General features: G+C 34.5%; 12 protein-coding genes. 4 read left to right on the top strand and 8 right to left on the bottom strand.

What is annotated here, in order from left to right:
• The first annotated feature begins 26 nt into the window (after positions 1-26).
• Positions 27-1,490 carry an AAA family ATPase gene (locus tag AAGV28_RS04960; RefSeq protein ID WP_373405720.1) on the top strand — a complete coding sequence of 488 codons (1,464 nt, stop codon included), beginning with the start codon at positions 27-29 and terminating at the stop codon, positions 1,488-1,490.
• A 141-nt stretch (positions 1,491-1,631) separates the two neighbouring features.
• Positions 1,632-2,225, top strand: coding sequence for a 2OG-Fe(II) oxygenase (locus AAGV28_RS04955; protein ID WP_373405719.1), 594 nt, complete (start codon positions 1,632-1,634; stop codon positions 2,223-2,225).
• 206 nt (positions 2,226-2,431) lie between these two features.
• Here AAGV28_RS04955 and fucP read toward each other — a convergent pair whose 3' ends face one another.
• From fucP to AAGV28_RS04935, 4 genes are all read right to left on the bottom strand, one after another.
• The gene (fucP, locus tag AAGV28_RS04950) at positions 2,432-3,760 is read right to left on the bottom strand and encodes an L-fucose:H+ symporter permease (protein ID WP_373405718.1); all 1,329 of its coding nucleotides are present in this window, start codon (positions 3,758-3,760) and stop codon (positions 2,432-2,434) included.
• Between the two features lie 87 nt (positions 3,761-3,847).
• Entirely contained in the window at positions 3,848-4,639 is a 792-nt protein-coding gene (locus tag AAGV28_RS04945) for an SDR family oxidoreductase (RefSeq protein ID WP_373405717.1), read from the bottom strand.
• Between the two features lie 3 nt (positions 4,640-4,642).
• Entirely contained in the window at positions 4,643-5,470 is an 828-nt protein-coding gene (locus tag AAGV28_RS04940) for an amidohydrolase family protein (RefSeq protein WP_373405716.1), read from the bottom strand.
• A gap of 1 nt (position 5,471) precedes the next feature.
• Positions 5,472-6,488, bottom strand: coding sequence for a zinc-binding alcohol dehydrogenase family protein (locus AAGV28_RS04935; RefSeq protein WP_373405715.1), 1,017 nt, complete (start codon positions 6,486-6,488; stop codon positions 5,472-5,474).
• A gap of 133 nt (positions 6,489-6,621) precedes the next feature.
• Between AAGV28_RS04935 and AAGV28_RS04930 the strand changes: the two genes are divergently transcribed.
• Positions 6,622-7,656 (top strand): LacI family DNA-binding transcriptional regulator, encoded by a 1,035-nt coding sequence (locus AAGV28_RS04930; protein ID WP_373405714.1) that lies wholly within the window; start codon positions 6,622-6,624, stop codon positions 7,654-7,656.
• A 248-nt stretch (positions 7,657-7,904) separates the two neighbouring features.
• On the opposite strand, the gene AAGV28_RS04925 is transcribed toward AAGV28_RS04930, so the two are convergent.
• From AAGV28_RS04925 to AAGV28_RS04910, 4 genes are all read right to left on the bottom strand, one after another.
• Positions 7,905-9,437: a cryptochrome/photolyase family protein gene (locus AAGV28_RS04925; protein WP_373405713.1), complete on the bottom strand. Its 1,533-nt coding sequence runs from the start codon at positions 9,435-9,437 to the stop codon at positions 7,905-7,907.
• A gap of 3 nt (positions 9,438-9,440) precedes the next feature.
• Positions 9,441-10,082 (bottom strand): flavin reductase family protein, encoded by a 642-nt coding sequence (locus AAGV28_RS04920; protein WP_373405712.1) that lies wholly within the window; start codon positions 10,080-10,082, stop codon positions 9,441-9,443.
• 117 nt (positions 10,083-10,199) lie between these two features.
• Positions 10,200-10,760 carry a DUF6642 family protein gene (locus tag AAGV28_RS04915; protein ID WP_373405711.1) on the bottom strand — a complete coding sequence of 187 codons (561 nt, stop codon included), beginning with the start codon at positions 10,758-10,760 and terminating at the stop codon, positions 10,200-10,202.
• A gap of 76 nt (positions 10,761-10,836) precedes the next feature.
• A complete protein-coding gene (locus tag AAGV28_RS04910) occupies positions 10,837-11,715 on the bottom strand; it encodes an AraC family transcriptional regulator (protein WP_373405710.1) in 879 nt (292 codons plus the stop codon).
• A 261-nt stretch (positions 11,716-11,976) separates the two neighbouring features.
• On the opposite strand from AAGV28_RS04910, the gene AAGV28_RS04905 reads away from it, so the two are divergent.
• A complete protein-coding gene (locus tag AAGV28_RS04905; protein ID WP_373405709.1) occupies positions 11,977-14,412 on the top strand; it encodes a beta-galactosidase in 2,436 nt (811 codons plus the stop codon).
• Positions 14,413-14,433: the final 21 nt, after the last annotated feature.

Below are 14,433 nucleotides of genomic sequence, written 5' to 3'. Positions count from 1 at the left end.
TTTAAATCATACAATTTAAATTAAACATGAAAATAGAAAACATAAATACCCTAGGCGAATTAAAAAAATCAGGATACCAAAGTAAAACCATAAAAGATGAATTGCGTCACAATTTGCGCGAAAAAATAAAATCAGGGCAAACTACTTTTGAAGGCGTTCACGGTTTTGAAAACACCGTAATTCCGGAGTTGGAACGCGCTATTCTTTCGAGACATAATATCAATTTGCTAGGACTTCGTGGTCAGGCAAAAACCAGATTGGCTCGAAAAATGGTCGAATTATTGGATGAGTACATTCCGTTTGTGAGTGGTTCTGAAATAAATGATGATCCATTGAACCCCATTTCGCGTTTTGCCAAAGATTTAATTGCTGAAAAAGGTGATAAAACCCCAATTTCTTGGTTGCATAGAAACGAACGTTTTTTTGAAAAACTAGCCACTCCAGATGTAACTGTTGCCGATTTAATAGGTGATGTCGATCCAATAAAAGCAGCAAATTTGAAATTATCTTATGCGGATGATCGCGTGATTCATTTTGGGATGATTCCGCGTGCCAATCGTTGTATTTTCGTGATAAACGAATTACCCGATTTGCAAGCCAGAATTCAGGTTGCTTTATTTAATATTTTGCAGGAAGGCGATATTCAAATTCGCGGGTTTAAATTACGAATGCCACTCGATATGCAATTTGTATTTACAGCAAATCCCGAAGATTATACGAATCGTGGAAGTATTGTAACACCATTGAAAGACAGGATAGGTTCTCAAATTTTGACCCATTATCCTGAAAACCTAAAAATTGCCAGAAAAATTACGGAACAAGAAGCTAAATTAGATACAACTCAAAACGATACGGTTTATGTTCCATCATTAGCCAAAGATTTATTGGAACAAATTAGTTTTGAAGCCAGAGAAAGTGAATTTATCGACCATAAAAGCGGTGTGAGTGCCAGAATGAGTATTACGGCTTATCAGAATTTACTCAGTACTGCTGAACGTCGTGCTTTGAAAGCGGGTGTTGATAAAACTACTTTGCGATTGTCCGACTTTATGGGAATTATTCCTTCGATAACAGGAAAAGTAGAATTGGTTTACGAAGGAGAGCAGGAGGGAGCGGCTGCTGTTGCCGAGTGTTTAATAGCTTCGGCGGTGCGTACCATTTTTCCAGCTTATTTTCCTAAGATTGAGAAATTAGAAAAACCGAATGATAAAACGCCTTATTCGGATTTAATAGAATGGTTTTTTGCCGAAAGTGGTTTTGAATTATTAGATGATTGTTCTGATGAAGATTATGAAAGAATTTTGGGAGCTATTGTACCATTGGAAATCTTACTCAAAGAATACCAGGCTGATTTAGCAAAAGAAGATAAGTTTTTTATGAAAGAATTTATTCTTTGGGGCTTAGTAGAATATCGAAAATTAAGTAAAGATAGAGTGGCTGAAGGCTATCAGTTTAAAGATATTTACGGAAGTTATATTAGTAAATTGTAGATTTTTATAAATTTGAAATACAAGGATTTAGATTCATTTCTAAATCCTTTTTTTATTTACAGCAATTAAAAGTTATAAATGTAATTGGTATATCTTTTTAGTCTACTTTCGCTAGCTAGCCCTATTTTGGGTTACCACAAAATGGAAAAAAACTTTGAGGCTTTGATTGCCTCGTACATTGAAAATAAAGTAGGCATATCAGAACACTTTTTATCTGATGAATTGGCCAATAATTTAAAACAAAATCTATATTCCTTAAACGAGAAAAACTTATTAAAAGAAGCTGGAACAGGAAATTCAGAAGCTATTGCTTATGATAGTGCTGTTCGTAGTGATTCGATTTATTGGTTGGATAAAAAGCATAATAATGTTTTCGAAAATGAGTTTTTTAAACATATTGAGGATTTTATTCGGTATCTGAATCAAAGCTGTTATACTGGAATTACGGGTTATGAATTTCATTATTCCTTATATGAAAAAGGCGATTTTTATCTGAAACATTTGGACCAGTTTCAAAATAATTCGCGTAGAAAATTCTCGATGATTAGTTATTTAAACAGCAATTGGCAAACTGCTGATGGCGGAGAATTGTTGATTCATCAGGATAAAACCAATCAAAAAATAAGTCCTACACAAGGAAAAACGGTTTTCTTTAAAAGTGATGAATTGTTGCATGAAGTTTTACCAACACAAACTACTAGAATGAGTATTACAGGTTGGTTAAAATGTGATTAATAAAAAACTCCATACGATTGCTAATGAGCAAATGCGTATGGAGTTTTTTTATGAGTTATGTAAGAGCCTGTTTAAATTTATTTAAAAAAAGAAATTTTCTTTTTCCCCGTCCCTAAAGGGTGAAAAATTTCTTGAAAATTCATCAAAATTACACCCTTTAGGGTCAGGGGAAATTAATTTTAATTAATTTTAAACAGGCTCTAAACCTAATTCTTTAAAGTCATACGACCATAATTAGCAACTACAGCTAAACATATTAAAGGCAGAATAAACGAAAAATTAACCTCAGGTATGAAACCTAAAATTTTTACATCCGAGAATCCAGGACCGCCACAGTCTAAAATACTTCCTTGTAATACAGGCATTAAAGCACCTCCTACAATTGCCATTACTAATCCTGCCGAACCAATTTTAGCTTCGTCACCCATGTCTTTTAAGGCAATTCCGTAGATGGTTGGAAACATAATCGACATGAATAAAGAAACTCCAACCAGAGAATACAAACCTATTGTTCCTGAAAGTAAAATAGCTCCTGCGCAAAGTAGCACACCACCAATACCAAATAACATTAATATTTTGGATGGATTAATGGTTTTCATTAAAGCCGTTCCAATCCATCTTCCTGATAAGAAAATAATCATTGCGGCAATATTGTACCATGAAGCCGTTAATTGTTGGTCACTAACCAATCCTTCATTGATATTGTCGACATATTGAAAAATAAATGTCCAACACATAATTTGAGCACCTACATAAAAAGCTTGGGCAATTACTCCTTGGATATACGTTTTATTAGCAAATAATTTTCTAAAAGATTCTGAGATGGACATTTTATCATGATCGGCTGTTTTAGGAATTTTGGTAAAAAAAACAATTACCATAATAGCCAAAACTACTAGTCCTAAAATAATGTAAGGAATACTGATTATTCCCAAATCGTTTTCGCGAATACCAGCTTTTGCTGTTTCGGATAAGCTGTCATAAATTAAAGTTCCTGAAGCGTCTTTATCGTCTGATCGCAAGGCGGAAATAACAAATTGTTGTGCTACAATCATTCCCATTAAAGAACCAACAGGATTAAAAGATTGTGCTAAATTCAATCGGCGAGTGGCTGTTTCTTTGTCTCCTAAAGCTAAAATTAAAGGATTAGATGTGGTTTCTAAAAACGCTAGACCACAGGTAATTACCCATAATGAAATTAAGAAAAAATTATAATCCTGATAAGCCGCAGCTGGGTAAAATAAAAATGCTCCCGAAGCATACAAACACAAGCCTAAAATGATTCCTGATTTGTAGCTGTATTTTCTAATAAATAATGCTGCTGGCAATGCCATAAAAAAGTAACCAAAATAGAAAGCAAATTGAACTAAAGAAGCCTGCATATTTGATAATTCTGGCATTACTTTTTTAAAAGCAGAAACCATTGGATTTGTTAAATCATTGGCAACTCCCCACAAAGCAAATAAGGAGGTAATGATGATAAACGGAAAAAGTAATTCCTTTTTTACTACAGGAATTCGAGTGGATTGGTTCATTTGTATAAATTTAATAGGTTTGGTTGATTGGTAAAAAAAGAACAAACCATAGCATTATATGACTTGTTCTTTAAAATAGAAACAATATTATTCTGTTAATAACGAACGGTCTAAGTGAACGTAACCACCATCGCAAAAGATGAATTGTCCTGTAGTATGTGATGATCTTTCTGAAATGGTAAACAAACAAGTATCAGCAATTTCATCAGGAGTTGTCATTCTGTTTTCCAAAGGAATTTTTTTGACGATAGATTTTAATTTTTCTTCACCGTTTTCCAATGTTTTAATCCAGGTGTCATAAGCAGGAGTCCAGCTTTCGGCAATAATTACAGCATTCACTCTTATCGAATGTTTGATTAAATCTACCGCCCATTCGCGAGTTAATCCTAAAACACCGCCTTTGGCAGCAGCATAGCCCGAAGTTCCGCCTTGACCAGTTAATCCAACTTTAGAACCAATATTCAAAATGGGACCTTTAGAAGCTTTTAAATAGGGAAGAGCGTGTTTCACTGTTATAAAGTAGCTTACCATATTCAGTTTCAAAGAATCCATAAATTCTTCGTAAGAAGCATCTAATCCCGCTCCATCATTAACACCAACATTGTTGATTAAAGCGTCAATACGACCGTATTTAGCAACAATTTTTGCTATCGCTTCTTCAATATGTACCGGATTCGTAACATCAGTTTTGCAAAACAAACCATCAATTCCTTGCTTTTGAATTTCTTCGATATAAGAAAATCCACGGTCGTTTCTATCAATTACCGCAGGAATTGCACCTTCGGCAGCCAAGTGTTGCAAAATTGTTTCTCCAATACTTCCTTTAAGTCCAGCCGCACCTGTAATTACAACTACTTTTCCTTTTAATCCTAAATCCATAATTTATAAGTTATAAAATTGCATTGCATTACCACCCATAATGGCAGCTTGCTCTTGGGAGCTTAATTTCGCAATGAAATTGGTTACTAATTCTTTTGTTTTTGTATAATTTCCCGCCACTAAACACACTGGCCAATCGGAACCAAAAAGAATTCGGTTGGCGCCAAAAGCTTCTAAAACCAATTGCATATAAGGTTCAATTTGTTCGGGAGTCCAGTTGTTGTAATCGGCTTCGGTAGTCATTCCTGAAAGTTTGCAATACACATTTTGGTATTCACTAATCGCTTTCATTAAAGCTGCCCAACCATCATAAAATCCGTCTTTTATGTACGGTTTTGCAATATGATCGATGATGAATTTTTGATTTGGAAACCGGCGTACTAATTCTAATGCTGCGCCTAATTGATGTGGAAAAATCAGAATGTCATAAGTGAAATTGTATTTTTCTAAAGCGGCAATTCCGTTCTCGAAATCAGGACGCAACATGAAATTAGGATCGGCTTCGACCTGAACCACATGTCTAAATCCTTTTAGTTTTGAAAATTGGCTGTAGTGATTTAAAACTTCATCAATAGTAGAAGCTCTTAAATCAACCCAACCTACAACTCCTTTGATAAAGTCATTTTTTTCGGCTAAATCCAAAAGAAAATCCGTTTCGGCCAATGTTTGATCTGCTTGCACAGCCACACAACCATCAATAGCGTTAGTTTGGTAAACCAATTTTAAATCTTCTGGCAAAAAATCACGACGAATGATTTTCATATTATCGTCTAGCCAAGCGTGTTTTTCCGCTTCGTAGATCCAAAAATGCTGATGTGAATCGATTATCATATTACTTTGATTTAAAATCTACAGTAGCTTTAATTACGCCTGTTGCAGGGTTTAGCCAACTATCAAAATTGGCAATCATTTCAGTATAAGGAACATTATGACTAATGTACGATTCTGTTGGGAATTGGTCTAAAATGCTAATTACGTGTTCAAAGTCTTCAGTAGTAGCGTTACGGCTGCACATTAAAGTCATTTCTTTAGCATGAATTGCTGGATGATTATAAGTCAATTCACCTTTGGATAAACCAACAAGTACAAATCGACCACCGTGAGACATATAATTTGGGCAGCTTTCTAAAGCACCTTTGTGTCCTGAAGCATCAAAAACAGCCGTACATAAATCGCCATTTGTAATTTTTGTAATTTCTTCAACCGTATTTTCACCTGCTTTCACCGTATAATCCACACCGATTTTTTCTTTGGCGTAAGCCAAACGTTGCTCGTTCATATCAATTGCGATTACTTTAGCACCGGCAATTTGAGCCAATTTCATAATCCCAATTCCGATAGGTCCACAACCCACTACAGCAATAGTTTCTCCTGGTACAATAGCCGCTCTACGAATAGCGTGTGCTCCAATTGCCAATGGTTCTACAATAGCCATTTGGTCGTCAGATAAATTATTTGCTGGTAAAAGGATGGAAGTAGGGACAGTAATTTGTTCCTGCATACCACCATCGGTGTGAACGCCTAAAACTTTGATATTGGTACAACAATTGGTTTTTCCGTTTCTGCACGCAATACAAGTTCCGCAACTTACATAAGGCATGATTACAACATTATCTCCAGCTTTAATTCCTCTTGGATTATCTCCAATTTCGAGTACTGTTGAAGCCAATTCATGTCCTAAAATTCTAGGATAGCTAAAAAAAGCTTGATTTCCGCCATAAGCATGCAAATCAGTTCCGCAGATTCCTACTTTGTTGATTTGTAATAAGGCTTCGTTTTCTTTTCTAACGGGTGCTTCTTTTTCTTTTAAAATAAATTCACCTGGTTTTTCGCAAACAATATATTTCATGTTTCTTATAATTATTCATTTTGTTCCATCGTTTGAACAGTTTTAGAAATAAAAAAAACACAACTTGAAATGTATTGTGCTTTTTGTTTAAAATATTATATTTGTTCAATCGATTGAACAAATATAAAAATAATTGGAGAATAACAAAAAATCCACAATAAAAGATATTGCAACTTTATTAGGTTTAACACCTTCTGCAGTTTCTAAAGCATTGAACGATCATCCCCGAATTAGCGATAAGACTAAAATGGCGGTCAAAGAAGCGGCTCTTCAGCTGGATTATCAACCCAATTATTTGTCGAGTGCTTTACGAAAAGGGAAAAGTAATTTGGTGGGGGTAATTATTCCTCGTGTCAACAGTCATTTTTTTTCTTCGGTAGTGGAGAATATCGAAAAAGTACTCAATCTGAACGGTTACCATATCATCATGACGCAGTCAAATGAATTGTATGCCAAAGAATGTCAGGAAATTGACACTTTGTTGAAAATTCAAGTTGATGGTATTATTGCCTCTATGGCCAATGAAACTATTGATTTAGAATATTATCAAAAAATTAAATCCAAAGGCACCGAATTGGTTTTGTTTGATAGAGGCGAGGAGGAGTTGCATGTGGATTATGTGGGAATTGACGATTACAAAAGTAGTCATTTGGTTATTGATCATTTGGTTTCACAAAATTGCAAACGAGTAGCGCATATTGCTGGTTTTAATCACATTCGAATATATAAAGAAAGAATTCGCGGTTACAAAGACGCACTCGAAAAATGGAATTTACCTATTAACGAACATTGGATTATAGAAAGTAATTTGAGAATAGAAGATGGTCGTCGTATCATGCAACAATTACTGGATGCGCCAGAAAGACCCGATGCAGTTTATGTAGCGGGAGATATTGCGGCGCTGGGTGCGTTACAAGTTATTTTGGAAAATAATATTAAAATTCCTGAGGAGATGGCGTTGATTGGTTTTAGTGATGAGCCTTTTACTTCGTTGACACAGCCTTCCATTTCAACAGTAAATCAGCACAGTGACCAAATTGGGAAATTAGCTGCAGAAGCTTTCCTAGAACGAATCAATAATCCTAAGAAAAAAACGGTGAATCGCATTATTTTGGAGCCTGAATTAATCATCAGACAGTCTTCTAATAAAAATGGGCTTTCTTCTTAATTCTATATTTTAACCCGTTGGGTAAAATTATCAAAAACGTCAATGGTAGTGTTTTTTGCGTAATGAAACCTAACGAAGTGGTTCAGCGAAGCTAAATGAAGCGAAAAATGTATCGAGAACCGTTTTCTATTCAATATTTTCTTGTTCTCGATACAAATTTTCCGAAAAAGCTGTCGCGTTTTCTGAAAATTCACTCGAACTGACGAAAATTTAATATCCAAAAACAATTTCACCCAACGAGTTATATTTTAATAATCATCCATGTTCTGGATAATGCTGTTGGCTTTCAGTTTGATTTGGCATAAATCTTCGGGTTTGATTTTGTTTAATAAATTGAGCATCATTCCCATACGTTGGTTTTTTTGAAAATATTCTTTTTTCTCATCCAGAAAATTCCAATACAAGCTGTTGAACGGACAAGCTTTGTCGCCAAATTTTTCTTTGACATTGTAAAAACATTTGGCACAATTATTACTCATTTTATTGATATAACTTCCAGAAGATACATAAGGTTTTGTGGCAATAATTCCTCCATCAGCATACTGAGACATTCCACGAGTATTGGGCATTTCGACCCATTCAATAGCATCAATATAGACTCCTAAGTACCAATTGTCTACCTCATCGGGATGGATTTGTGTTAAAAGTGTAAAATTCCCAATTACCATAAGTCGCTGGATGTGATGGGCATAAGCTTCATCTAAACTTTGCTGAATGGCGTGTTTCATACAGTTCATTTTGGTATTTCCCGTCCAGAAAAAATCAGGTAACTTGTTGGTGTTGTTCAACACATTCATTTGGGCATAATCGGGCATTTCCTTCCAGTAAATTCCTCTTATATATTCGCGCCATCCTAGAATTTGTCTCACAAATCCTTCTACTTGCGAGAGCGTTATAGTTTCTTTGTGCGCATTATAGTAAGAAACTACGGTATCAATTACTTCTTTTGGCGAAAGCATTTTACTATTCATGGCAAAAGACAGTCGGGAATGAAAAAGGAATTTTTCATCAGTGTGCATAGCGTCTTCGTAATCACCAAAGTGGCGTAGTAAATTTCGGCAGAAATAATCTAGAACTTCTAGACATTGCTCTCGTGAGCTAGGCCAACTGAAATTTTCGACATCAATGTTTCCGAAAGTAACGATATTGGCGGATTTAATTTGGGCAATAATTTTAGCCACATTGGTGTGGAAATTTTTTTCAGCAGGAACAGGCACTTCTCCTTTGTATTTTTTTCGATTATCAGCATCAAAATTCCATTGATTTCCTATGGGAGTGGATCCATCCATTAGAATATGATGTTTTTTACGCATGTTGCGGTAAAAATTTTCCATCAATAATAATTTTTTACCTTCAAAAAAAGTTGAAAGTTCCTCTCTTTTGGTATAAAAATGCTCCGAATCAACTCCTTCTGATTCAATTTTTATCTGAGAACAAATGCTTTTTAGCTGCTTGTCCAATCGGTATTCATCGGGTAATTGGTATTCAAATTTTTCGATTTTGTAGTTTTCGATACAATCCGTAATAATTTTTTCCAGATTTTGTGGGTTGTTTGTATCAGTAATTTCAAAATAGACAACTTGATGTCCTGCTTTTTTTAGCGAAAGATGAAAATTTCTCATCGCCATAAAAAAGGCTACAATTTTTTGAATGTGGTGCTTTACATAATTGGTTTCTTGTTGCATTTCTGCTATCAGATACAGGGTATTTTCATCTGTTTTTTGAAACCAAGAATGCTGAATGTTTAATTGGTCACCAAGGATTAATCGTAGTTTTTTCATTTCTTATTTTTTGAAAAATGAAGTAGTGGGAACTTCTTTTCGAGCATATTGAAAACGATCGACTAGTTTTGGTAAACAGTAACCGTCAAGACCGTTTAGGGTTACAACATTGCCTTTGTCAATTTGCAGCCAACCATCATTATGTTCAAGTTCTTCGTTAAAAAAAACATCTTCAATAGCAGCGATAACATGAATGGTATCGTTCTCTTTGATGTAATATTCATTGAGGTATTTGCAGTGTAATTGTACAGGACTGCCTTTTACAAATGGGATTTGGATGTTGTTTTTATATTCTTCTTCCAAATTTGTTTTATCAAATTCAGAAATTCCCAATTCATAATTTGCAGAGGTATGATGCGCATCTTCAATCATATCTACTGTAATGTGGTTGATGGTAAAATAACCGGTCTCTTTTATGTTTTTGTAAGTATCTCTAGGGACTGTTGTAGGACGCATTATAAAACCTATCATTGCAGGGTTGCTGCCCAAATGGGTTACACTGCTAAAAATAGCCACATTGGAGTCGCCATCAGAAGATTTGGTGGCAATTAAATTAGCTGATTTATAACCCGTACAGGAATTAATTAAATTTAATCGTTCTATTTTCTCCATTTGAGAAATAGCTTCTCTTGAAATGTGTTTCATGTGTATGTTGTTTACACAAATATACTTGTTAGATTATAAAAAGAGCCATAATTAGATTAAAAATTTTAAGATATGTTTGAAATAAATTAAAATTAGTTAAACAAAACAAGAAGTGGATTAATAGTACAATCTAAAATCCAGATGTTTACACAAGGCATAATTTTTTTGATGTAATTCTTCCACTATTTCAACAACATCATCTAGTTCTTCGCACAAGCCAAAAAAGAACTTATCGAGATGAATGCTACTTATATTGTATTCTTTTATTCCATAACCAGAAATGGCTTTAGCACCAGTAATATCAAGGAAATATTGCGATTCCTCCGAGGTCAAATCCAATACTTTTTTATTAGCAAAGTGTACGATTTTACCTTTGAGCTTTCCTTCAAATAATTCGGCTATTTCTTCTAAACTGTAATAATAATCATGTAAGCAAATATTATTTTCTTGTCCGGGCATCACCAAGTAGATAATTTGGTAATCTTTAAAATGATGATCATCATAGAGTAAAGCACTTAGACTTTCTTCCAAACCTTCAATGGTATCGCAATTTTTGTAAATACTGGAAATTTGGTGTTCAAACGCTAAATGTTCTAAGTTTTGGAGCGTCTCGGTATCAATATTAGTTTCTATATCAGGAACACCTTCGAGACAAAAAATAAAGTTTTCATAAACCATGCAAATCTGTTTTTAGGTTGCTTTAGGTTTACAAATGTATGATTTATTAAGATGGTTTTTAGTTCGAATGTGCCTATTAATTGTGCGTTTTTTTATATTGCATTGGTGATAAACCAATTTGCTTTTTGAACATTCGAGAAAAATAATAAGGATCGTCAAAACCTACTTCTTTGCATATTTCTTTGATGTTGAGATTAGTGAATTTAAGGTACTCACAGGCCTTTTGTATTTTTAAGCGAATGAAGAATTGGATAGGAGAATAAGCTGTTTTATGCTTGAAGAGTTCAGAATACCTAGAAACCGAATAAAAAGCTTGGTTAGCTAATTCGTTAACAGTTAAAACTTGATTTAAATGGGTTTTCATGAATATAATCGAATGACTTATTTTATCTTCGATAGGATTATCGGAAGTATTGGAATAACACAGTGAGCTAAAAAAAGTAAGCAGTCTAAAGTGAATGAGTTCCATTTTTTCATCCGTAAAATCATTTTCTAAAAGATTGATTATCTCGTTTAATAGAATTATTCGACTTTCGTCAAAAGCGATATTGACCGATCCATTGCCAGAAACTGAAAAACGCTTGTAAAATGTTTGGGCATAATTTCCATCAAAATGAATCCAATAAATACTCCAAGCCTCTTTTAAAGAACTTCCGTATTGATGAGCGGTATTTTTAGGAATGATAAAGCCTGTATTTGGTTTTAGATTAATGGTTTTTTTATTGATTTTAATCCAACCCTCACCTTCTATGCAGTACAGGAAAATATACTCCTTAATCCCATTTTTTCTAGAACAATTGTGATGTTTTGCATTGGGAAAATAGCCTATTGCGTCAAGAAAAAGATTATTCGAAAAGGGGTGAAGTTTTACTTTTTCTTTTTGATCTGTTGACAAAACGACCATAGTTTGCCCCAAAAAACCATCTTTTATTTTTAATGTCGGTAGATTATTCATTATAATTATACTATTACGATATAAATTAGTTCAAGGTCGTAAGATAGTCCATTTATTCCAATTAATAATCCATTTATTAGTAGATTGCTAAATGTATTTTTGTTTCATCATTAATTAAACCAAATTATAAACCCCAGAATGCGTATTATGGTAGGATTTTTGCGGTTTTGATTTATTAGAAATGGTAATTTTGGATTAACTAAAATTAAGAATGCAGTTGAATTTTCGTAAAAAAACATTAGAAATATTAAATATATATTCATGAAAAAAATTAAAATCTTTTCACTGTTCACTATCACATTATTCTTGTTTTCTGCTGTTTCGATAGATGTAACTGCCCAAAATAATTATTCCATTGATATCACTAGAGTCAATACCGACGTGATTCGTGGTCATCTTGATTTGGGTGGGACAAATACTAAAGGCGACAAGATTGATGTAAATAGTTTTTATCTGGAACGAAACGGCAACCCTTTTATTCCAGTTATTGGGGAATTTCACTTTAGTCGTTATCCACATCAATATTGGGACGAGCAATTAAAAAAGATGAAAGCGGGTGGAATTACTGTGGTAGCAACCTACGTTTTTTGGAATATGCACGAATTTAAGGAAGGAACTTTCGATTGGAGTGGGGATCTTAATGTTCGTAAATTCACAGAATTGTGTGCTAAAAATGGTTTGGAAGTTATCATGCGCATTGGACCTTTCGCTCACGGTGAAATTCGTAATGGCGGTTTACCGGATTGGTTGTATGGTCGTCCAATTGATGTAAGAAGCAATGACCTAGTCTATTTGTATTATGTAAACCGTTTGTATCAAGAAATTGGTAAACAATTGAAAGGGTTACTATTCAAAGACAATGGCCCTATTGTAGGAGTACAATTAGAAAACGAATACCAGCATTCCACAGCACCCTGGGGATTTACCTATCAGGATGCTCCAAAAGAGCGCACTGTTGCAGGAAGAGATAAAAAGATTATTCAGGATGGTGTTGGAATTAATGACAAGGGGAATGAGTTTGCAGATGTAGGTCGTGATCACATGAAAACACTTAAAAAACTAGCTATTGATGCGGGTTTGGTAGCGCCTATTTATACTGCTACTGGTTGGGGTTATGCTACTATTGTCGAAAAAGGTTCTATTCCTGTTATGGCAGGTTATGCTTACCCTTTTTGGACAGCAGGAAACAGTCCGTCTCCCTTTTATTTGTTTAAAAACATCCATCAAAAACCAGATTATGCACCTGTAAGCTATGATGTAAATTTATATCCATCTCTGGCAGCCGAATTAGGTACAGGAATGGCAGTTACTTATACAAGACGTCCACGTGTTCCCGGCGAAAGTTTTCTTCCTATGATGGTTCGTACAGTGGGAAGTGGAACTAACGGGTTGGGATTTTATATGTACCACGGTGGAACTACACCTTCTATTGGTAATTATTTTTTAACCGAAGGCGCGGGACTTCACAATAAATCCTACGATTATCAAGCTCCTATTGGCGAGTTTGGAAAGGTAAGCAGTGGCTATTATCCATTAAAGTTGATGAATTACTTTTTAAAAAGCTATGGCAACGATTTAGCACCACTCTATCCTATATTACCTTCGACTAATGACAGTATTAAAGCCACTGACACTAGTACTTTGCGTTATGCCGTAAGGGGAGATGGTAACAAAGGTTATTTGTTTATGCATAATTTTCAGGATCATTTAGAGATGAAAGATTTATCAGGTTTGAAAATTAATGTAGCCACTAATTCGGGACAGCTCACCTTTCCTGATACGGGAACTTTCACGCTTAAAGCAGGTAGTTCAGCAATTTTTCCTTTTAATGTAAATTATGATGGGGTAGCGATTCGAATGGCAACAGTGCAGCCGTTTTGTAAGTTTACGAATAAGAATAAAAAGTACAATGTGATGGTTTCGATAGATGGCATTGCTCCAGAAATAGTGCTTAAAGGCAAAATAAAAGTGAACGGTCAAGGAATAAAAACTATAATTAGAAATGGTAATACTGTTGTAGTTTGTAGCACTGAAAAAATAAATGAATTCGAAATAAACGGGGTCTCATTTTTAGTTTTACCAAATAGCGAAGCAGAAAAGGGATACTTGATTGGTCAATCGGACAATCAAAAGTTAGTAATAAGTGATGCATTGGTATTGGATAATAATGTAACAACCACACTAATTAGCAATAATCAGGAGAATATTGATTTTGCTGTATATCCTTTTGCTGCCGTCACTTCGGTTGATGGAAAGCTTACAAAAGGAAAATCGACGATTAAAAGCATCAGTGTGTGGAAGTTGAATGTTCCAAAAGCAGACACTACAATTCAATTGGTACAGGCTGATAACAGTCATTTTGTACTTAAAGCGGGTAGTTTAGATTTATCAAAAGCAAATGATGTTTTCATCACTTTTGATTATCGTGGTGATCGTGGCATTTGTATGATGAACGGTGAGTTGCAAACAGATGATCTTTACACCAGTAAACCTTGGACAATTGGTTTAAAAAGATACCAGGAAGCTTTAAAAACAAGCGATATGTACTTCTATTTTATGCCAATGCAGAAAGATGCTCCTTATTTGAGTTATTTGGATAAAAAAGTACTGCCTGATTTTAGTGATAAAAAGAGTTTTCTGGAAGTAAAACAACCTCAAATTTCAGTGGAATATAAAGTGAATGTAGAGATTAAATAGGAAACAAAACACCAACTATAA

It is taken from the genome of Flavobacterium zubiriense, from assembly GCF_041729725.1.
Taxonomy (GTDB): domain Bacteria; phylum Bacteroidota; class Bacteroidia; order Flavobacteriales; family Flavobacteriaceae; genus Flavobacterium; species Flavobacterium zubiriense.
Note: the sequence above shows the minus strand (reverse complement) of the source record. Positions and strands in the feature narration are given on the sequence as shown.